Raw genomic sequence first — 20,603 nt, forward strand, 5'->3', positions numbered from 1 at the left:
TAAGTGTTAAAAATAATATCCGGTAAATATAGAAACCAAATTATACCTACCGCTAAAAATATCAAATATCGGCCTTCCACCGGTAAGCTCAAAGAGGCGATATTTAGTATATTAACATCCGGTGAGTTTACCGTTAATAAATTATTTAACGAGAATACACACATTCTCGATTTATTTGCCGGTAGCGGTAGCCTCGCTTTTGAAAGCCTATCAAGAGGAGCAGGTTTTGCTACCTTAATTGATATTGATACATCTTCATTAAGAATAGCCAAAGCATTTGCTAAATCTCTAAATATCGAAGATAAAGTTAATTTTGTTAATATTAATGCCTTAAATCTACCGCAAGCAAATAAGGCTTTTGATCTTGTATTTATAGACCCCCCTTATCATAAGGATATAGTGCCTAAAGTAATGAAATTGCTGATAAAAAACAACTGGCTTGAAGGCGGTACTATAATAGTTATTGAGATGGCCAAACTAGATGATTATGTTTTAGATGAAAATATTGAAATTTTATGTGAAAAACTATATGGTAAGAGTAAGCTATTGATTTTGAGATATGGTTGCCATCCCGCTACTTGATCAGCATTGTTGCATAGTTCGAAAAACCTACTCTATGTGTTATTCCAGCGTAGGCGGGAATAACACAGAACCACGTAACAAGACATTCAAAAACAAACATGACAAAAGACAAGAAGCATTATATCTGTTCTAACTGTGGAAATACTAGTCCTAAATGGTCAGGGCAGTGCTTTGACTGCGGTGTATGGGGTTGTATTGTCGAAGAGATAGTAAGTTCAAATAAAGCAATTGTTAAAACAGGTAGCAAACAAGATTTCGATAAACTTTCAGGTCACGTAGCCGCACAGTTACACATCCCTACACCTATAGGTGAATTAAATAAAGTCCTAGGGGGCGGTTTGGTGCTTGGTTCTGCTATATTAATAGGAGGAGACCCTGGCATAGGCAAATCTACTTTGTTACTACAACTAGCAGCCAGTAATTTTGTATCAAAGATCAATTGCTTATATATAACGGGCGAAGAATCATTAGACCAAATAAAATTAAGGGCAATAAGGCTAAATCTAACGAACTATAATACCGATATTTTAGCAGCCACTAATGTGGAAGATATTATTGCGAGTATGGAAGCTAATAAAAATAATATTGATTTGGTAGTGATTGATTCTATTCAAACAATTACCACAAAAGCATTACAATCGCCTCCAGGCACTGTTTCACAAATTCGTACATGTGCAAATGAACTTGTTAATTATTCTAAGCAAAACAATATAATTATTTTATTAAGCTGTCACGTAACTAAAGACGGTCATCTAGCAGGTCCTAAGATACTTGAGCATTTAGTTGATACCGTGCTATATTTCGAGGGAGATCATAATAATCATTTCCGTATTTTACGTTCATATAAAAATCGTTTTGGCGGTGTTGGTGAAATAGGAGTATTTGAGATGAGCGGCAGCGGGCTTATTGAAGTAACAAATCCGTCTGAACTATTTTTGATGCAGCGAGAGCAGAACGTTATAGGTACGTCTATTTTTGCAGGAATTGAAGGCTCAAGTCCATTACTTATGGAAGTACAAGCCCTCATAGTACCTTCAAATATGGTAACTCCTAGACGCTCTGCGGTGGGCTGGGATGTCAATAGATTATCAATGATACTTGCCGTACTTAGTAGTAGGATAGGACTTAATCTTGCTAATTATGAAGTATATTTAAGCATAGCTGGAGGACTTAAAATTACCGATCCTGCTTCGGACCTTGCAGTAGCAGCGAGCTTAATATCTGCCGCAACAGGCAAACCAGTTCCTGAACAAAGAGTTTTTTTCGGAGAAATAAGCTTATCGGGTGAGATAAGAAAAACTGCAAAAGCAGAAACAAGAATAAAAGAAGCCGTAAAGCTTGGATTTAATAAGATTATCTGCTCTAAACTTGAGCATTTAACGTATGACTTTATATCTTCCGTCTCACATTTAAAGGATTTACAAGAGATAATTAGATGAAAACGTATGTTGTAGTAAATTTGGAAGAAGCACGTAATTTTTTATCTAGTATAGAAGCACAGCTGATATTAACAAATAATGCCTATAGCGTAAAATATTACGGTATGCTAGCAATTAATTACATATTTAAAACTTTAAGTAAAGAATTTCCGAAAAAAGTTTTAGAGATTACCGTAAATGTAGGCGAGGATCATGCCGCGTTATTTACTGCAATCAAACTAGGATATAAGAATATATTATATACAGGGGATTCTAAGGAAGCTAGAGGGTTATTGGGTGGAGTAGAAAACACTCTATGTCATACCGTGGTTTGACCACGGTATCCAAAAAAAATTAAAAAAGACTGGATACCGCAGTCAATCCGCGGTATGATCACCAAGGAAAAACTATGAATATCAAAGATGTAGGAGTAATAATTTCTAAAAAACCTTTGAAAGAAAATACATTTATTATTACGGTTTGTACTAAAAATCATGGTTTATATTCGGGAGTTGTAAAAGAATCTTCTAAAAAAAGCAAATTTATATATCAGGAAGGGAATATTGTAGATTTCCTCTGGCAGGCGAGACTACACGAACATATCGGCATTGCTAAATGTGAACTCATAAAATCTTACACTGGTTATTTGATCATAAATAAAACTAAATTATATGCCTTTAATTCCATTATATCTTTAATCAAAGAGTTATGTCATGAAAGAGAAAAGCATTCTAATTTTTTTTCATTTCTACTTAACTATTTAGATAATTTATCAAAAAATTTTTGTTTTCGTGATTATATTAATTTTGAGCTAACTTTACTTGCCAAGACTGGTTATAAGCTTGATCTTACAAAGTGCGGCGTGACTCACGTTACAACTGATTTAACCTATGTATCACCTAAATCAGCTAGAGCATTATCATATGAAGTAGGGAAGCCTTACAAAGATAAATTATTGATTTTACCAAAATTTTTACTTTCAGATGATAGTGAGATTACATTAGAAGAAAAAAGACAAGCTTTAACTCTAACAAACTATTTTTTTAATAGATATTTATTTCATAATAATAGACAACCTGAAGCACGCCAAACTTTTGTGGGGTATATACTTAATGAGGGCTAAGCGGTCTTGTTGTATGGACTGGTTTTGCGTCATTGCGAGGAAATTACGAAGTGATTGACGAAGCAATCCAGTTAAAAATGCTATTCTATATCATTTCTAACTGGATTGCCACGCAGCCTACGGCTGTTCAGTTCACAATGACGTGGGTAGTATCCACGCAACAATACCTCACGGGAATGACACCTTGTAGCCACAAATAATATAATAATCTATGAAAATACTAGCATTTGACACAGCCAATAATACTGCATCGGTAGCAATATCCGAAAATGAGAATATTTGGACATATATAGAAGAATTACGCCATTCTATGCAAGCAGAGACTCTCATGCCGATGATAGAAGACGTGATGAAATCAGCTAAATATTCATATGATGATCTAGATTATTTAGCAGTAACTAACGGACCAGGTAGCTTTACCGGTATTAGAATAGGGGTTGCTTGTGCTAAAGGTATATTATTCGCCAAGGAAAAGATTAAAGCAGTAGCGGTTAGCAATTTTGAATATGCTTACTTTAGAGCCATAACTCAAGTTAAAGACTATGATAAAATATATGTCTTTTTAAACGCTTATCGCTCACAGCTCTATATGCAGGTTTTTCATAAATCAGGAGAAATAGAAGAGCCGTTATTGATAGACTTCGAGTATGCTATAAAGCTTCTTGCAAATGAGAAAGGTAATATAGTGTGCTGCGGTAGCGGACTTGAATTTATATATCACCAAATTATGCATTTACCGAATATAATAACCTTACCACGTTTTGCACGAGTTAAAGCATGGTTTATTTGTAGATATATTGCTCGTAGACTATCGAGCGGTATGAAGTTAAACAGCTTTATCGAACCGCTGTATATACGCCCACCTGATGCTAAGATAGCTAAAAAGGATAAGCTTTAAAAGAATCTTATCCTCTTTAATTGGGCCTATTTATTAGAAGTATTCTGTCAAATGATCGTTAGGGTCAGAATCATTTCCAATTCCAGAATCATCAGAATTATATCTGCTTTTTTCACTATTACCTAACAATACAACACTAGAACCATTATTTACAAAATTTTCATGATATGTTTCATTAGAATTTTCACACTGTGCTTCTCCTTGTCTTTCAAGCTGCTCTACAACCTCTTCATCGTCCATTAAGGTTATTATGCGTTTAATTTGTGCAACAGGAAGCAAAGACAATATCCTTGGTAAGTTAATATTAACGATTCTTAGTATATTTTCATCTGAGGCATGAGAAATTATTGTTGCTAGCATATCATCTGGAATATTACTTACGATTCTTACTAAACTTTCATTTGGAATAATATCAAGCCTTTCTGCAAATTTTTCTTCTCCTGCTAAAATAATTATATTTTTAAACGATTCATCAGCAATATCCTCATTTGATAATTTATTTAGTGCCTGCTCGGTAAGTTCTTCTAAAGAAAGATTATCAGGGTTTTCATTAAATAATTTATCCAACTTATCTTGTGTGATTAAATCTATTACTTTTTCAAGATGCCAAGGCAAAATATAACTAACTAATTTTTGTGCTTGCTCATCGGGAATATTATTAATTAATTCTGCACATTTTTCATATGTAATCTTTTCAAAGACTTCATCTAATTCATTTTCAGGAATATTTAAAATCTCTTCTACTAACTCATTATCAGAGAGAGTTTCAAATTGATCTAAGAGATTAAATGTTTCTTCATTTTTTACTGCTTCTTGGCAGACTATTTTAGAATTTAAAAAAGGAGATTTCGCTTGAACTTCTACTATTTTGTTATTACATCTTGCAGTTTTTTCATCATGCTGCTTAACTGAATTATCTAACGCTGCTAAAAGAGCAGTATTTTCTTCTTGATTAGTAGTTTGCTTTGAAAAATCAATAAACTCAAACTCATCGCTAGCAAGATAGGATGCTGGCTTTGGACAAGTATTATATTGGATTAAATTTCGTAACTTATTGAACATTGATGTTATTGGCATAATATCTCCCAATTTCTTATGATAATAATCAGCGCCACGATTATAATAGAAATTATGAGGAAGTCAAGATATGGGCTAATAATTATTAACTTTTTATTATATTTGACTTAAAATTGATTAATTTATCACAGATGGACATTCTACTAAATATTATTCCTGCGGAAACGTTGCGTTGCCTGCATGGCTCGTTTATGTCATCCCTGCAAAAGCGGGAATGACATATAATAAAAATTCTACTATAATTGTCTCTGTTCTTGAACTAGCTCAAAAACTTCAACTGTGTCTCCTTCTCTAATATCTTCGTAATTTTCAAATGCTATACCACACTCATATCCTTCTCTAACTTCTTTAACTTCATCTTTAAAGCGTTTTAAAGTTTTGAGTTTTCCTTCGTGAATGACTACATTATCACGTAATAAGCGTACGCTCGCTCCTTGCTTAATAATCCCTTTAGTTACATAGCTACCGGCAATTTTACCGACTTTGGTAATATTAAATATTTGTCTAATTTCCACGCTTCCGATATATTGCTCTCTAACGATCGGATCAAGCATACCGCTCATAATGGCTTTCACGTCATCAATTAAATTATATATTATACTATAATATCTAATATCGACTTTTTCTTTTTCTGCGGCAGTTAAAGCATTTGCCCCTGCTCTAACGTTAAAACCGACAATAATAGCTGAAGAAGCATGTGCAAGAGATACATCGGATTCCGTTATCGGACCTACACCGCTATGAAGTATACGAAGCTTTATTGCATCACTCGGTAATTTTAATAAGCTACCTAAAATAGCTTCAACTGACCCTTGAACATCACCTTTAATAATTAAAGGTAATTCCTTAATTTTACTATTACCGGAAGCTTTTAAAAATAAATCTTCTAAACTTGAACGCGGTGCAATAGATATTTTCTTTTCTTTAGCAAGACGCATTCTATATTCGGCTATATCTTTTGCTTGTTTCTCATTTTGTACTACGTTAAATTTATCGCCGGCAAAAGGTACTTCGTTTAAACCTTGAATTTCTACGGGAACAGATGGGGTTGCTTCCACTATTTCTAGTCCCTTATCATTAGTCATCTTTTTAACTTTACCGTAAGAGCTACCTGCTATTATAATATCACCATTTCTTAAGGTACCTCGTTGAACTAATATAGTGGTTAGCGTTCCTCTGCCTTTTTCGATTTTCGATTCAATTACAACACCAGAAGCTGGACCGAAAGGGCTTGCCTTTAAATCCTTCATTTCTGCAACTAATAAAATCGCTTCTTCAAGTTTCTCTAAGTTAATTTTTTTTAGTGCCGAGATAGGAATAACCATAACGTCACCCCCTGCCTCTTCGCCTATAATTTCGTGGACATATAATTCGTTTTTTACACGCTCAATATCAATATCCGGCTTATCAATCTTATTAATAGCTACAATTATAGGAACGCCCGCTGCTTTTGCATGATTAATTGACTCAACCGTTTGCGTTTTGATTCCATCATCTGCTGCAACCACTATAATAACTATATCCGTTACTTTAGCACCTCTTGACCGCATTTCCGAAAAAGCCTCGTGACCCGGAGTATCAATAAAAGTAATCGCTCTACCGTCTGCAAGAGTTACTCTATAAGCTCCGATATGCTGGGTAATGCCTCCAGTTTCACTTGCAGCAATATCCGTAGATTTAAGAGCGTCAAGTAATGATGTTTTTCCGTGATCTACATGCCCCATTACTGTAACAACTGGAGCACGCATTCTCAAATCTTCAACCTTATCATCACTAATTAAAACATTTTCAACATCTGATTCTTGCACTCTTTTTACCGTATGCCCTAAATTTGTTGCGACTAGTTCCGCTGTATCGGTATCTATTGTTTGGCTTGCATTCGCAAGAACACCTAGCTTCATTAATTCCTTAATTACATCTGCTACTCTTTCAGACATAGCATTTGCAAGATCGCCAACTCCGATAACTTCCGGTATCGTCACTTCTCTATATACCTTCTCAGGTGCTTGTGATGCTAATTTACGCTTTTCTTTTTCTCTAGCTCTTTTTATAGAAGCAAGACTTCTAGTTCTACCGCTTTCGTCATCGCCGAGCATATTGAAAAGATCGACTTTTTTGAATTTTTTTGGCTCTTCTAACTTAATCTTTGGAGCAACTACTTTACTATCTGCTGTTTTATCTAATTCTTTCTCTAATTCTATACCGTAACGTGTTCGCATTCCTACTAAAGGAGACTTTACAAAAGATTCTTCTTTCTTTTTAGATATTTGTGACGGTATATGTTCATTATCTTGAACGATTTTAGCACTAACTTCTACTTTATTTTCTTCGTTATTTTGCTGTTTTTGTTCAACTTCTTTATCAGTTTCTAGCGGTTCTATTTTTGAGTTAGCAGACTGGTTAATACTTGCAAGTTTACTTAAAGTGCTGATTTGTGAAGTGTCATTTAATTTAGATTGCTCAGCAGCTTTTTTAAGAATAGATAAACGTCTGTTAAATTCTTCCTTATTAGCATCAATAGCAGTGTGATCTAAACTATTTCTTTCTTGATTTAATGAAATGGTAGTAGTACTACCGGTAGAGCTTTTTCTAACTTCTACTAGTGTCTTAGATTTAGCATTAACAAAGCTTTGAGCTCCTGTAAGAGAGTCAAAAGACTTATTAAGCGATAATTTTGAATTGCCAAGTGTCAACTTTTTGGGTTTGATTTCCTGGTTATCCGTCATATTTAAAACCTTTGTGTTTCTGTTTTTTCTGTCTACTACTTATTACATCATTCCCGTAGAAATGTTGTACACATAGCTATCATTCGCGCAAAATCGGGAATCCAAAAAAAGTATAAATACACCAAGCTTTTGAAATTAAAAGCTCGATTCATCTCACTTTATGCTGGATTCACGCCTACGCGGGAATAACATCGAGAGTGTTTTTTGATTCATACAACCACCATTTCGCAGGAATGACGTACATTCCCATCCTCTAACTATCCTTTAATTCACCGTGCCGTCTAGCAGTTTTAATCAGTAATTTAATATTTTCGTCCGTTATATTAGAATTTGGAGCTAAATTTTTAAATTCATTTACACTCATCTCTCCTAAATCTTCTATGGTCTTTATACCATATTCGGCAAATTTTAATATTAATTCAAGCGGTAATGCTAATATATCTATTAATTCTTGCTCAACTCCTAAATCCTCTAACTTTTTGATAATCTTTTCATTCTTAAGGTCGACGTAATTAACAGCTCGATTTTTGATCTCTACTGCAAGTTCTTCCTCAAAACCTTCGATTCTTGTCAAAGTACTAACCTCACTACTGGCAATTTGTTCTACCGAATTAAATCCCGTTACCGATAAAAGCTGACCTATAACTTCTTCAACATCTAAAGCTTCCATAAATAATTGCGTAGAAGTCACAAACTCTTCGTTTCTTCTTTTTGATTCCTGCTCTTCAGTCATTATATCGATATTCCAACCTGTAAGCTTAGAAGCTAAACGAACATTCTGCCCTCTTCTACCTATTGCAATACTTTGATTTTCTTGTGAAACTACTACTTCTACCTTATGCCTATCCTCATCAATCAAAATTTTTGTAATCTCCCCAGGTGCAAGCGGTGCAAGAGCATTAACTATAAACTGTGCAAGATCATTACTCCATAATACTATATCAATTTTCTCTCCGTTTAACTCATTTGTTACTGCTTTTACTCTATTACCTCTAATACCTACACATGAGCCTACGGGATCTATACTACTATCCGAAGCAAATACCGCTATTTTTGCTCTTGAACCGGGATCACGTGCTACTGATTTTATTTGAATAATATCTTCAAGAATTTCAGGTACTTCTATCTTAAATAGTTTAACTAGCATCTGGTTATCTACTCTAGACAAGAAAATCTGCGGTCCTTTTGTCTCTTGCCTTACATCCTGTACATATGCTTTTATCCGATCATTAGGTTTAAAATTCTCACCATTAATTAATTGATCTTTTTTTATTATTGCTTCAGCACGACTCAAGTCAACTATTATATCACCGTATTCTATTCTCTTAACTATCCCGTTTATAATTTCGCCTTTTCTATCTTTAAAGTCATGATATTGTTTTTCACGCTCAGCTTCTATAACACGTTGAGTTATCACTTGTTTTGCAGCTTGCGCTGATACTCTCGCATGATCAATCGGTGGTAAATATTCATATATCTCATCACCGATTTTAGCTTCCGGATTCTTTCTTAAAGCTTCTGCAAGTGAGATTTGCGTTAAGTAATCTTGTACATCTTCTACTATTTTTAAGATTCTTAAAAGATTTATCTCACCGGTTTTCCTATTTATCTGAGCTTTAATATTATATTCATTACCGTATTTTTTTCGTCCTGCTACTTGTACCGCTTGTTCAACAGTTGAAACCAAAATTTCTTTTGATATTCCTTTCTCACGAGCTACAGAATCTATAATTTGTAAAATTTCTACATTACCTATATTAGACATACATTATCTCTTATTGCTTTAGGGTATTGCGACAATTTCTTACACGATTTAATTTTGGTTATTTTTTAAAAATACCTCAAAATAGATAATCAATTAGAAACCTTCACAGAACCTAGTAATTTTTTCAATACTTCTTCAGTTAAAACTAGATTAGCATTTTTAATTAAATCATAATCAATTAGTACTTCTTGTGCTTCACATTTTAAATATACTTTATTATTTTCGGCTTTAATTATTTTACCCTGATAACGAGTTTTGCCGTTCAATAATTCTTTAAGTTTGACTTTAACTTCTCTTCCTAAAAATCTATTATAATTTTCAAACTTTACTAACGGACGTTCAAGACCGCTTGATGCTACCTCTAAAGAATATGCATCTTCTATTAAATCTTCAACATCTAGAATAGCTGAGATAGTACTACTTGCTTTAGTACAATCTGCCACAGATATTTTTTCACCGTTTAAGCTATCAATCAATATCTCGACTACTTTATGGTTAACACCTTTAAACTTAATAAGCACTAACTCAAATCCCATATCAGTCAAGGATTTTTCTATTACGTTTGTTATTTGTTGTTCAATAGTTTGCATATTTGATGTTTATAACAAAAAAGGTGGGATAAACCCACCTACCTATAATTTTTATAATGCTTATCCGTAGCAATAATACACTAATTAGAATATATAAGCAATATTTAACTTTATATTTTTATGTCTAAGAGGCTTATTGTACAGTACAATTTTTACTTTATATCATTCCCGCGGAAGCGGAAATCCAATTAAATCAAGCTTTCCTAAAGCGTTATTGAAAAAATTATCCAACACAAAATCTTCAATTTTAAAGACTTTGTAGCCTAGATCGATGCTTTCGCATGGATGACATCGAGAGCTTTTTAAAAAATGTACAGTACTATAACTAAGAAGCTATCTTTAATCTCGTTTATAGTTGCTCTCTGTTTTTTCAATACATGAATTTTTTTTGCATCTTTCAAGTGCTGCTTTTGAATCGGTAATATCAGCAATTTCAAGTAACCCAATCTTAGTCCAAAAGCGGATTGTAGAAACATTTTCGTTAGCGAATTTAGCTAGTTTCCCGATTTTCATTAATCTTTCTGATTTTCTAATATCTGACGGCTCTTTGGCTATTATTGCCTTGAAGTAGATATCAAGTGAACGGTTAACTGCGTGATAAATAATCTTTTCATATTTTTCTTTTGAACCACCAAACTGTTCAGTTTCTAAAGACGTAATATAAGGCAATCGTTCTTGAGGTTTTATAATTGCAGGCGGATAGCCTTCCATAATTAAAATTAAATTCATTAATAGACGTGCAGTGCGACCGTTGCCATCTGAAAAAGGATGAATTGTTACGAGTCTATAATGAGCTTCCTATGCAAGCTCAACCTGATGAATATTTTTAACTCCATTTAACCAACTTATAAAATTTGTCATTAATAACGGCACTTTTGCAGAATTAAGCATTACTACTGTAGAACCTGCAATACGTACGGATACATTTCTATAATGACCTGCATTATAGTTATCAATATTATGTAGAATTGTATGATGTATTGCTAAAATATCTTTTTCGGTGATTTCGTAATATTTCTTTTTAGCAAACTTGTGGATAATATCTAAAGCTTTTGTATGGTTGGTAGCTTCTAAATGTTCTACTAATGCCTTACCTCCTATAGTTAAACCATTTTCAATAACTATAGCAGTCTCTTTGCAGGATAAAGTACTTCCTTCGATAGCATTACTTGTATAAGTTAATGCTATCTTAAACCACTAATCTAAGTTTTTAGTTAATTCAGCACTTAACGGACACAAATCATCTAACTTCTTCTTTTTTTATCTAAAAGATGACATTGCATAAACATGAAGTATTAAGTGTTACTTTATGTCATTCTTATTTAATTATCAAAGCTTAAAATGTCCTGCTATTAAAAACTCCTTATTCCCCTTAGATCCCAGTATTGGACTTTCTATAATATCAAACATATTAAAATTATGCTCTTGTTCAAGCCAATCTTTGATTTTATCGCATACTTTTTGATGTAAGAAAGTATTTTTAATAATTCCTCCCTGCTCTACTTCATGCTTTTCAACCTCAAATTGTGGTTTTATCAAAGCAATAAGCATACAATCTTCTTTAGCTAAACTTAGTGAGGTCGGCAATATAGTAGTTAAACTAATAAAACTGGCATCACAAACAATTAAATCAGGCTTTATTGTTATTTGTTTATCGCTTAAATATCGTGCATTAGTCTTCTCAAGCACTTTAATTTGTGGATTGTCACGTAATTTAGGATGAAGTTCGCCATAACCTACATCTACAGCAAAAATTAATTTTGCTTTACGCTCAAGTAATACTTCGGTAAAACCGCCTGTGCTACTACCTATATCAATACAAACTAAATTTTCAGGATCAATTTTAAAATAATCCAAAGCAGCAATTAACTTTAATGCACCTCTTGAAACATAATTATGCTGAGGTAGCTTGACCTTAATGTCGCTATCATTTATATTAACCTGTATCCCAGGCTTAATTAACTGCTCATGCTTATTATGTACTTTACCTTGAATAATCAAGCTTCGTGCTATAGTAATATCTGTTACAAAGCCTTTTTGAAGCAAATATTCATCAAGCCTTATTTTAGTCATAACTTTTTAAATCTGAATTTAACTTATGTTATAGTGGTTCATTTAAATAGATAAGAAATACATAATTTGTCTAATTGAAAGTTGCAGTTGCAATTAGACATAATATATCTGAGCCATACAACAATGTTGCAATTGAAAGGAGTATGGCAATCTAGAAAAATATTTAAACCCTAACCAATATATGTCTTTTCTTGCCAGCAGAGAGTTTTATAGCATTTTTATCGAGTAAGAAAGTAGTATTAATTATAATATTCTCATCTTCGACTAATTTATCATTTATCTTAGCACCCTTCCCTCTTATAAGCTTGCGTGCCTCTGACTTAGAGCTAGCAAGACCTACATCGTGAAATAACTCATATGCACTAATACCGGTTTGGAGTAGTGCCTGCTCTAAAACAACGGTAGGTAAACTCTCATCGATTTCTCCTTGTTCAAATATCTTTACTGCAGTTTCCAGCGCTGATTTTGCTGCCTGCTCCGAGTGACAAAGCTTAGTTAGCTCATACGCTAGTTTCTTTTTAGCTGCATTAATATCTTCAGCCGCTAATCTCTCAAATTCATTAAGCTCTTCAGAAGTTAACTCACTATACAATTTAGCAAATCTAATTACGTCGGCATCTTCACAGTTACGCCAATATTGGTAATAATCATACGGACTTAACAAATCTTCATTAAGCCATACTGCCCCTGCAGCAGTCTTACCCATCTTAGCACCTGAGCTAGTCGTAAGTAGTGGCGTAGTCATACCGAATACTTCTTTTCTACTTATTTTACGAATTAAATCCGCTCCCATTACGATATTGCCCCATTGGTCACTACCGCCAAGCTGCAAACTACAATTGTAATGCTTGCTTAAATAGTAAAAATCATAGGCTTGCAGCAACATATAGTTAAATTCTAAGAAACTTAAATGCTGCTCACGCTCAAGCCTTAGTTTTACCGAATCCATAGTAAGCATACGGTTGATCGAAAAATGAACGCCAAAATCTCTTAAAAACTCTAGATAATTAAGAGAATCAAGCCACTCTACATTATCGAACATAATAGCATCACTTTTACCATCACCGAATTTGATAAATTTTGATAGTGATTTTTTAATCCCTTTAGCATTTTTTGCTATATCTTCTTTGCTTAAAATTTTGCGAGCTTCGTCTTTCCAAGTAGGATCACCGATTTTACTCGTACCGCCGCCGATAATGACAATAGGCTTATGCCCATGCCGCTGAAGTAACCGTAATATCATTATCTGCATTAAACTACCGATATGTAGCGATGTAGCAGTACAGTCAAAGCCTATATAAGCCGCTATTTTTGTTTCTTTCGTTATAGTAGTTAACCGATCCAAATCGGTACATTGATGGAAATATCCTTTATTTATAAATTCTTCTATAAAACTCATATATTATTTCTTATCTTTTAACAATTCCTTTTTTGCTTTTCTACTAAATAATAAAGTCTTAAGGAAAACAGTGTCTTCATCTTATTCTACAAACGGCACAGCATATACTTGATCAATCATTCTAACATATAAATTTTTTTGCCTGCATGCTTCCTGTGATTATAGTGTAATTTGATATCTAGTAAATTACCGTTTTCAATTGATTGAACTATCTCTTCAAAGCTTACACCACGCCCATGTAATAACTTAGAGTTCTTTTCATGATTACATCTAAATTTAATCATTCGTATCTAAAGTTTAGTAGCATCTAAATGAATTAGCATATTAAGGAAGGTAAGCCATGCTTAGAAGCTTTAATGTTTATTGCCTCTATGTCATGTTCTGCAACCATGATAGTAACAGATCTATTTATTATTAAGATGTGCTTTTGCAGACTTTTAAAATAATGCAATGCGAGCAGGATCATCAACTGTTTGCTGCTTTTCAAAATTATCTTCAATATCGTGTTCGTAAGGATCTAGCTTGATACCAATAACACAACCATTTTTAATGTTTAGTTGATTATAAATAATGTAAGTACTTTGTCAATACTTGATATATTAGATTATCATGCGAATAATTGTAAATCTTTACATCGGATTTTTTGAAAGAAATTTAATTTAATCTACTTTTTAGTTTTCTTTTATTATAGGAAGTAAAATATAAATCAAAAACAGGCAATAAGGCAAATTTAATCAAAAGTGTAAAATTAAATAATATTGTTGAATTTTTTATTATAGGAAAAGTTAAAAAAAAGAATAACAGAGTAAAACTAATAATTATATTTATAGCTTTTGCACATTATTTAAGATCAAATCAGAATTATATTTAAAGCAAATATATACGATACCATAACCCAATAAAACTCCTATTGATAATAAAAGCAGTAAGTGACAAGGATTGTCTTTCTATAACAAGAAATATATACCTATCACAAAAACTAATGTATCAATAAGTAAGATTTAGTACTATTTTCCATCTACCTAATTTGTGCATGCATCAAATGATGCCATGCCAGTCTTTTACATAAAAATCAAGCTCTTTATTTTGATCATAATTTTGTAAAAGAGATGTTAAATTAGTATTTCCAAGCTCTAATAACCAATGTAGAAATGAAGAAACATCAGTTGTTGAAGAAGTTAAATCTTTGTGTAATAATTCTTCAATATTTATTGCATCTTGAGCTTTAAATATACTATCAACTATCTCATAACATTTTTCTATATAATGCTTAGTAGTAGAAATATCTACTTTATTATTTTTTAGATTACTAATTAAAGGACCTATTTTTGTTATCGCATTGTTTGTAAATTCTGTGAATATTGCTAGAGATAAATTACTAGCATTTTCCGTAATACTGTTAGACACTCTAAAGATTCATTATGTTGTAATATAATATTATATGTATTAAGTTATTGATTTGTATGCCTAAAGGAATTAAAACTTTAGCTAGTGCTTTTTTCTGTTCTACGTTTAAAATGCTCCACTTCCATTGTGACATCAAAAACATTACGTGAAAGTTTTGTTCATCTTCTATAAGCTCAAGGGGTTTATTTAATAAACCATAAAGTTCTCCGGTAGCTCCGCCACAAGCAAGCCAATGAGCTGTAGTATTACCATTATTGTCTCGTCCATCCCAAATAGTACTACTATAATTTCCCATTTTATGATATGCAGTTTTAATACAATTTTTTAATAAAATTACCATATCTTTTTATCTCCTGCTGATTATTAGATGTTACATTGAGTACAGACTTCATAAATCATAAAGCTTCTAAAGCATTAAGATTTATTGCTACATAAGGAGATATGGTACCTTCAGGTTTTGTTAGCTGGACAATTATATTGCCTCACTCATTTACATTAGTTGATGCTAATACCCCAACAGCCTCAGTAAATTTAAATTCTTGTATAAGTTGGGAAAGATTTGATATCATAGCTCCAAAAATTTTTTTTATAAAATAAACTACAAAATTTATGGTCTAGAAATTATCAAAAGCTTAACTATTATCTAATACCAAGGAGCGAGAGATAAGTTTATTTTAATCCCTTTAACAGTAATGTCAGCTTCTTTACAAGCAAAGTATTTTTCTTCTCTGATTAGGACGATTGCTTTATTACGGTAACTTGAGCATATTACACCGATTTGATCCTTACCTGCAAGTATTTCTTCATCTTTCACTAATGCGGATAAATCTTCATCTGCTGTAATTTTATATATCTTTCTTCTTATAACACCTTGATATTTAGCTCTTGAAATAACTTCCTGCCCGACATAACAGCCTTTGTCAAAACTAATTGCATTTAACTCCTCAGCACCGTACATATTAGGAATAGATTTATCTGTAATTAAATCTTCTACACCATCTATTATTGCAAAATTATATTTATCTTCTAGATATAAGGAGGCTGGATTCCCGCCTTCGCGGGAATAACATTGGGTGTGGGGTGTTGCATGGATCGATTCCATCTCTGTCACCACGTGGCTTCTACACGGTGTCCAGTCTTTTTTAATTGTTTTCTGGATACCGTAGTCAAAACACGGTATGACACCGCACTTATTTATAGAACGAAAACCAAGCATAGAATATCTAGGATCACGAGACGTAACTAGTGTGTCTATATCTAATTTTTGAAGTGAGTAGATAACTTTATATTCGTCACTACAATCTATTATTTGTATTTTAGAGCGCAATTTATAGAAGTTTAAATGCTCTATCAAAGCAGCTTTATTACTTTTATCAATATCAAGGTAAATTTCCTCAAGGTTGCGAACATACACAAAAAAATCAAATAAATATCTTCCTTGATTAGTAAGTAAATAGGTATAGCAATACTGACTTTTCTTAATATCGTTAGTAATAAGATTTTGTAGAAACTTTACGGAATCTAAACCTATTATTTTGATAATCTCTCTATTACTTAATATTTCATACATAATTATAATGTTATTGACTTTATAGGTGCCTAACCACTATACTCTAAATTTATATAAATTAAACTTAATAATCATGAGATGTTCATCTTACTGTACTGCTTCCGAATATAAGATGAGTGATCTAGTTACTAATTTAAAAAAGATTGGTCTTGAACCTCAACATTTTGACGATGTTTTATATATTCGGAAAGAGATAAATAAAGATTCTGATTTTATAGAGATATTTTTCTTTCCGTTTGGCTGTGTAACTATTTGGGGCGGCGATGAAATTCAAGAAAAAATAGTTTTAAGCGATACTGATTTAGTAACAGCAAATAAGCTTAAAGAGCCGGTATCTGATTATATTTATTGTGAATATAATACGGAAGTCGAGAAAACATTTATTGATGAAGAAAAAAATAAAATAATCTTAGCAGATAAATCAGTTTTTGTTAAACTGTCTATTTCCCATGCTCTTGCACAATCGGTTAAACTTAGCGTTCTTGAGCAGTCTGTTAGTAACTTGATTGTTCAGACAACTCCTATACAACAGGAACTGGCTAGGACCGGTAGCGTATCGCTTTCTAAAAAGGAGATATTACAGCAAATAGGTATATTATTTAACGAGCGTTATTCTATTAGCTTGCATAGCGATATATTCGATACTCCTGAATTCTTTTGGCGTCGTCCGAGCTATGAGCCTCTATATCTGATGACAGCAGAGTTTCAAGACATAGAAATACGGCAAAATATAATGAATCACCGGCTTAATATGATTCATGAGCTTTTGGACATTCTGTCAAATGACCTTAATTATAAACATTCTACAAAACTTGAGTGGATTATTATTATTTTAATCGGTCTTGAAGTTGTCCTGTCGTTGTCTCATACTAATCTTTTCTTAAAAATTATCGGAGCTTTATAAATATCTTCTATGCAAATTATTGATAGTCAAAAAACATTAGAAGAATTTTGTAACAGGTTAGCAAATAAGACATGCTTAAGCATAGATACGGAATTTGAGCGTCGCTATACCTATTATGCTCAGCTTAGTATAATTCAAGTTAAAGCAGAAGAATATTGCGGAATAATTGATGCATTAAGCAATTTAGATCTGAATGTTTTTAATAAGTTACTTGAAGATAATAATATTACTAAAATATTTCATGCTCCTCGGGAAGATTTAGAGATTTTCTATAATTTATTTAAAACACTACCTGCTAATGTTTTTGATATACAAATTGCAGCAAATATTTGCGGATTCGGTAAACAACTAAGCTATGATGACATTTGTTATAAGCTAATCGGTATTACTATTGATAAAACCCACCAAAAATCTAACTGGCTAAAACGCCCTATCACTAGTGATATGTTAAATTATGCAATGTTAGACGTGAAGTATTTGTATAAGATATATCAAGAGCTAAATAATATAATTATTAGAAATAATTTAACTAATAAATACAAAACTACTCTTAGTTCTTTATTAGACGTTATAAATTATAAGGTTGAGCCGAAAGATGCGTGGAAAAAAATAAAATATAGAAGTGATGATGAGAGTTTTAACCGTAAAATTCAAGTACTTGCAGCTTATCGTGAAGAGAATGTACAAACTATAAATATTCCTCGTAAGCATTTTATTTTAGATGAAGATATAATAAAGCTTAGTAAATACCCGCCATTGAATCACAGGGATTTTAAAAATCTCAATTTAAAAAGTAAATATTTACACAAACAAAAATATAAAGATGAAATAATAAGTTTGTGTAATAACTTATAAGAAAAAAGATACAAATCAAATAATGTGCAGCCTATATATTATACCGAAATCACAAAATCAAGTTTACGATCATGAGGTTCAACAGGAAAATTATCTATTAACTGCTCTTTTAAACAAACTCCGACAGCCAAGATATTTTGGTTATTATTAAGATATCGATCAAAATGTCCTGTGCCGTATCCAAGTCTGTAATACTCATTACTAAATGCCCGCCCTGGGATAATACTAACTCAGGAATAAAAAATCATTATTTAGAGGCTCATAGGTTTTAAATGCACCTAGCACTAATTCATCATTGGATTTATATGAACAATATTTGATTTCATCTGCTATAATTTTTGGTAGGAAAAATTTTATTTCAGGATGTAAGTTTGTTATTGCAAGTAAATTAATTTCGTATTTTAGAGGATAATATAGACCAATTGTTTGTACTTTTAACTCCTTTAATAACAGGTTAATTTTATTGATTAGGGAGTTTTTGAATAAGTCGTAATTAATCTCATTTTGGTTTTTTATGAAAAATTCTTTGAAATAAAGACGCAGCTCTTGTTTGGTTATTGTTACTGTCATTCCAGCACTCCTTTATTTCATTCTCACGTAGGCGGGAACACAGAAAATAACTTTAATATTAGTACAAAAATTACATTCAATATTTGAAAATAAACATTTAAAACAAGTTTTTTATATGTTTTACTAGATTCCCTCCTACGCAGGAATGACATTGGAGTAGAACAATATCACATATTGATACTCCTCTTATCCACACTAAGAGCTGCTTCTTTTATAGCCTCGCTTAAAGTCGGGTGGGCGTGGCAGGTTCTTGCTATATCTTCTGAAGCTGCTCCGAATTCCATATAAGCCGTAAGCTCGGCAATGAGTGTACCTGCATTGGCTCCTATAATATGAGCTCCTAAAACCCTATCGGTTTTACTATCGGCAAGGATCTTAACAAGCCCTTCCGTACTACCGATTGCTCTTGCTCTACTATTTGCTAAAAACGGAAACTTACCTACTTTATAATTAATGCCTTTTGCTTTTAACTGTTCTTCCGTTTCACCGACGCTTGCTACTTCAGGATAAGTATATATTACGCTTGGAATTAGATTATAGTTAACATGTCCTGCCTGCCCTGCCATAATTTCCACGGCAGCTACAGCCTCTTCCTCGGCTTTATGAGCAAGCATAGCTCCTTTTACCACATCCCCGACTGCATAAATATTTGAAATTGCTGTTTGGAACCGGTCATTAATCTCAATTCTACCTTGCTTATCTGTAATAATGCCGACAGACTCAAGCCCTAGATTTTGCGTGTAGGCTTTTCTACCTACTGCCATTAATATCACATCGCTAGTTACTACCGCACTCTTACCGCCCTCCTCTATTGTCAGATTTACTTTTCCTGACTTTACTTCAGCAGACAACACTCTAGTATTTAGTTTAAACTCTATACCTTGTTTTTGCTGTAGCTTCATAAACTGCGTAGCAATTTCTTTATCAAGCATAGGCACAATGCTCGGTGCATACTCAATAACCGTTACTTTAGCACCTAAACGACGCCAAACTGAGCCGAGTTCTAAGCCTATATATCCTCCCCCGACAACTATTAAGGTCTCAGGTACTTTAGAAAGCTTTAAAGCTCCGGTAGATGAAACTATAAACTCTTCATCTATTTTGATATTTGGTATTTCTATGACGCTGGAACCCGTAGTAATTAGGATATTTTTGGCTTTAATTTGCTCATTATTTACTTCCACAATGTTGCTCGCGATAATTTTAGCTTCACCCTTTATCCTAGTAATCTTATTCTTAGCAAATAAGCTTTCTATCCCTTTTGTAAGGTCAGAAACTACTTTATCTTTATTAGCTATCATTTTTTGTAAGTCTAATTTTACATCCGCAGTAATACCTATACTCTCAAAATGCTTTAAAGCTTCTTCATATTTTTCAGAGGAATTAAGTAAAGCTTTCGACGGTATGCATCCTATATTTAAACAAGTGCCACCGAGAGTATCATTTTTCTCAACACACACTACTTTCATACCAAGCTGAGCAGCTCTAATACTACCTGTATAACCGGCCGGACCGCTACCTATTACCACTAAATCAAATTCTTGCATATGTTTACCTTATATTATCCTCTCTTTGTCATACCGTGGCTTGACCACGGTATCCAGAAAAAAATTAAAAAAGACTGGATCCCAAAATCAAGGCGCGGG

The 20,603-nt window shown here is 32.8% G+C and carries 18 protein-coding genes and 3 pseudogenes; 7 read left to right on the plus strand and 14 right to left on the minus strand.

What is annotated here, in order from left to right; genetic code table 11:
• Positions 1-3 precede the first annotated feature (3 nt).
• The 5 genes from rsmD to tsaB all read left to right on the plus strand — a co-directional run bounded on the left by rsmD (position 4) and on the right by tsaB (position 4,021).
• Complete coding sequence (rsmD, locus tag A1C_RS03605; protein ID WP_012149711.1) at positions 4-582, plus strand: 16S rRNA (guanine(966)-N(2))-methyltransferase RsmD; 579 nt, start codon at positions 4-6, stop codon at positions 580-582.
• A 98-nt stretch (positions 583-680) separates the two neighbouring features.
• Positions 681-2,021 (plus strand): DNA repair protein RadA, encoded by a 1,341-nt coding sequence (gene radA / locus A1C_RS03610; protein ID WP_012149712.1) that lies wholly within the window; start codon positions 681-683, stop codon positions 2,019-2,021.
• The gene (locus tag A1C_RS03615) at positions 2,018-2,335 is read left to right on the plus strand and encodes a hypothetical protein (protein WP_012149713.1); all 318 of its coding nucleotides are present in this window, start codon (positions 2,018-2,020) and stop codon (positions 2,333-2,335) included. The genes radA and A1C_RS03615 overlap by 4 nt, the downstream gene beginning before the upstream one ends.
• 74 nt (positions 2,336-2,409) lie before the next feature.
• Positions 2,410-3,123, plus strand: a complete 714-nt coding sequence (recO, locus tag A1C_RS03620; protein ID WP_012149714.1) for a DNA repair protein RecO — start codon at positions 2,410-2,412, stop codon at positions 3,121-3,123.
• Between the two features lie 211 nt (positions 3,124-3,334).
• Positions 3,335-4,021, plus strand: a complete 687-nt coding sequence (gene tsaB / locus A1C_RS03625; RefSeq protein ID WP_012149715.1) for a tRNA (adenosine(37)-N6)-threonylcarbamoyltransferase complex dimerization subunit type 1 TsaB — start codon at positions 3,335-3,337, stop codon at positions 4,019-4,021.
• 33 nt (positions 4,022-4,054) lie between these two features.
• Here the strand turns inward: tsaB and A1C_RS03630 are convergent, their stop codons facing one another.
• The 12 genes and pseudogenes from A1C_RS03630 to ygfZ all read right to left on the minus strand — a co-directional run bounded on the left by A1C_RS03630 (position 4,055) and on the right by ygfZ (position 16,628).
• A complete protein-coding gene (locus A1C_RS03630; RefSeq protein ID WP_041816778.1) occupies positions 4,055-5,098 on the minus strand; it encodes a hypothetical protein in 1,044 nt (347 codons plus the stop codon).
• A gap of 236 nt (positions 5,099-5,334) precedes the next feature.
• On the minus strand, positions 5,335-7,824 hold the full coding sequence (gene infB, locus A1C_RS03635) for a translation initiation factor IF-2 (RefSeq protein WP_012149717.1): 2,490 nt from the start codon (positions 7,822-7,824) through the stop codon (positions 5,335-5,337).
• A 253-nt stretch (positions 7,825-8,077) separates the two neighbouring features.
• Positions 8,078-9,589 carry a transcription termination factor NusA gene (nusA, locus tag A1C_RS03640; protein WP_012149718.1) on the minus strand — a complete coding sequence of 504 codons (1,512 nt, stop codon included), beginning with the start codon at positions 9,587-9,589 and terminating at the stop codon, positions 8,078-8,080.
• An 89-nt stretch (positions 9,590-9,678) separates the two neighbouring features.
• Positions 9,679-10,179, minus strand: a complete 501-nt coding sequence (gene rimP / locus A1C_RS03645) for a ribosome maturation factor RimP (RefSeq protein WP_012149719.1) — start codon at positions 10,177-10,179, stop codon at positions 9,679-9,681.
• A 339-nt stretch (positions 10,180-10,518) separates the two neighbouring features.
• Positions 10,519-10,908, minus strand: a complete 390-nt coding sequence (locus A1C_RS08125; RefSeq protein ID WP_012149720.1) for a MerR family transcriptional regulator — start codon at positions 10,906-10,908, stop codon at positions 10,519-10,521.
• 600 nt (positions 10,909-11,508) lie between these two features.
• Positions 11,509-12,252, minus strand: coding sequence for a TlyA family RNA methyltransferase (locus A1C_RS03660; protein WP_012149722.1), 744 nt, complete (start codon positions 12,250-12,252; stop codon positions 11,509-11,511).
• Positions 12,253-12,415: 163 nt separating this feature from the next.
• Positions 12,416-13,651, minus strand: a complete 1,236-nt coding sequence (gene tyrS, locus A1C_RS03665) for a tyrosine--tRNA ligase (RefSeq protein WP_012149723.1) — start codon at positions 13,649-13,651, stop codon at positions 12,416-12,418.
• A gap of 3 nt (positions 13,652-13,654) precedes the next feature.
• Positions 13,655-13,935 (minus strand): annotated as a pseudogene (locus A1C_RS03670) (hypothetical protein).
• A gap of 6 nt (positions 13,936-13,941) precedes the next feature.
• A pseudogene (locus A1C_RS09275) lies at positions 13,942-14,184 on the minus strand (CopG family antitoxin).
• Positions 14,185-14,689: 505 nt separating this feature from the next.
• Positions 14,690-15,058, minus strand: coding sequence for a hypothetical protein (locus A1C_RS06220; protein ID WP_012149725.1), 369 nt, complete (start codon positions 15,056-15,058; stop codon positions 14,690-14,692).
• A gap of 1 nt (position 15,059) precedes the next feature.
• A complete protein-coding gene (locus tag A1C_RS08645) occupies positions 15,060-15,398 on the minus strand; it encodes a hypothetical protein (RefSeq protein WP_012149726.1) in 339 nt (112 codons plus the stop codon).
• Positions 15,399-15,701: 303 nt separating this feature from the next.
• Entirely contained in the window at positions 15,702-16,628 is a 927-nt protein-coding gene (gene ygfZ / locus A1C_RS03680) for a CAF17-like 4Fe-4S cluster assembly/insertion protein YgfZ (protein ID WP_012149727.1), read from the minus strand.
• A gap of 112 nt (positions 16,629-16,740) precedes the next feature.
• On the opposite strand from ygfZ, the gene A1C_RS03685 reads away from it, so the two are divergent.
• Both A1C_RS03685 and A1C_RS03690 read left to right on the plus strand, forming a co-directional pair.
• Positions 16,741-17,532 (plus strand): RMD1 family protein, encoded by a 792-nt coding sequence (locus tag A1C_RS03685; RefSeq protein ID WP_012149728.1) that lies wholly within the window; start codon positions 16,741-16,743, stop codon positions 17,530-17,532.
• A 9-nt stretch (positions 17,533-17,541) separates the two neighbouring features.
• Positions 17,542-18,387 carry a ribonuclease D gene (locus tag A1C_RS03690; RefSeq protein WP_012149729.1) on the plus strand — a complete coding sequence of 282 codons (846 nt, stop codon included), beginning with the start codon at positions 17,542-17,544 and terminating at the stop codon, positions 18,385-18,387.
• Positions 18,388-18,425: 38 nt separating this feature from the next.
• Here A1C_RS03690 and A1C_RS03695 read toward each other — a convergent pair.
• Together A1C_RS03695 and lpdA are read right to left on the minus strand one after the other, a co-directional pair.
• A pseudogene (locus tag A1C_RS03695) lies at positions 18,426-18,945 on the minus strand (5-formyltetrahydrofolate cyclo-ligase).
• Positions 18,946-19,124: 179 nt separating this feature from the next.
• The gene (gene lpdA, locus A1C_RS03700) at positions 19,125-20,504 is read right to left on the minus strand and encodes a dihydrolipoyl dehydrogenase (protein ID WP_012149731.1); all 1,380 of its coding nucleotides are present in this window, start codon (positions 20,502-20,504) and stop codon (positions 19,125-19,127) included.
• Positions 20,505-20,603 lie beyond the last annotated feature (99 nt).

The sequence above is a fragment of the Rickettsia akari str. Hartford genome (genome assembly GCF_000018205.1).
GTDB classification, from domain to species: domain Bacteria; phylum Pseudomonadota; class Alphaproteobacteria; order Rickettsiales; family Rickettsiaceae; genus Rickettsia; species Rickettsia akari.

Coding starts and splice junctions, on each gene's coding strand:
- nusA (WP_012149718.1), bottom strand. CDS start 9,589: ATGTCTAATATAGGTAATGTAGAAATTTTACAAATTATAGATTCTGTA.
- lpdA (WP_012149731.1), bottom strand. CDS start 20,504: ATGCAAGAATTTGATTTAGTGGTAATAGGTAGCGGTCCGGCCGGTTAT.
- A1C_RS03660 (WP_012149722.1), bottom strand. CDS start 12,252: ATGACTAAAATAAGGCTTGATGAATATTTGCTTCAAAAAGGCTTTGTA.
- rimP (WP_012149719.1), bottom strand. CDS start 10,179: ATGCAAACTATTGAACAACAAATAACAAACGTAATAGAAAAATCCTTG.
- recO (WP_012149714.1), top strand. CDS start 2,410: ATGAATATCAAAGATGTAGGAGTAATAATTTCTAAAAAACCTTTGAAA.
- tsaB (WP_012149715.1), top strand. CDS start 3,335: ATGAAAATACTAGCATTTGACACAGCCAATAATACTGCATCGGTAGCA.
- A1C_RS08645 (WP_012149726.1), bottom strand. CDS start 15,398: ATGGTAATTTTATTAAAAAATTGTATTAAAACTGCATATCATAAAATG.
- radA (WP_012149712.1), top strand. CDS start 681: ATGACAAAAGACAAGAAGCATTATATCTGTTCTAACTGTGGAAATACT.
- A1C_RS03630 (WP_041816778.1), bottom strand. CDS start 5,098: ATGCCAATAACATCAATGTTCAATAAGTTACGAAATTTAATCCAATAT.
- A1C_RS03690 (WP_012149729.1), top strand. CDS start 17,542: ATGCAAATTATTGATAGTCAAAAAACATTAGAAGAATTTTGTAACAGG.
- A1C_RS03615 (WP_012149713.1), top strand. CDS start 2,018: ATGAAAACGTATGTTGTAGTAAATTTGGAAGAAGCACGTAATTTTTTA.
- infB (WP_012149717.1), bottom strand. CDS start 7,824: ATGACGGATAACCAGGAAATCAAACCCAAAAAGTTGACACTTGGCAAT.
- tyrS (WP_012149723.1), bottom strand. CDS start 13,651: ATGAGTTTTATAGAAGAATTTATAAATAAAGGATATTTCCATCAATGT.
- A1C_RS03685 (WP_012149728.1), top strand. CDS start 16,741: ATGAGTGATCTAGTTACTAATTTAAAAAAGATTGGTCTTGAACCTCAA.
- ygfZ (WP_012149727.1), bottom strand. CDS start 16,628: ATGTATGAAATATTAAGTAATAGAGAGATTATCAAAATAATAGGTTTA.
- A1C_RS08125 (WP_012149720.1), bottom strand. CDS start 10,908: ATGAATTTAATTTTAATTATGGAAGGCTATCCGCCTGCAATTATAAAA.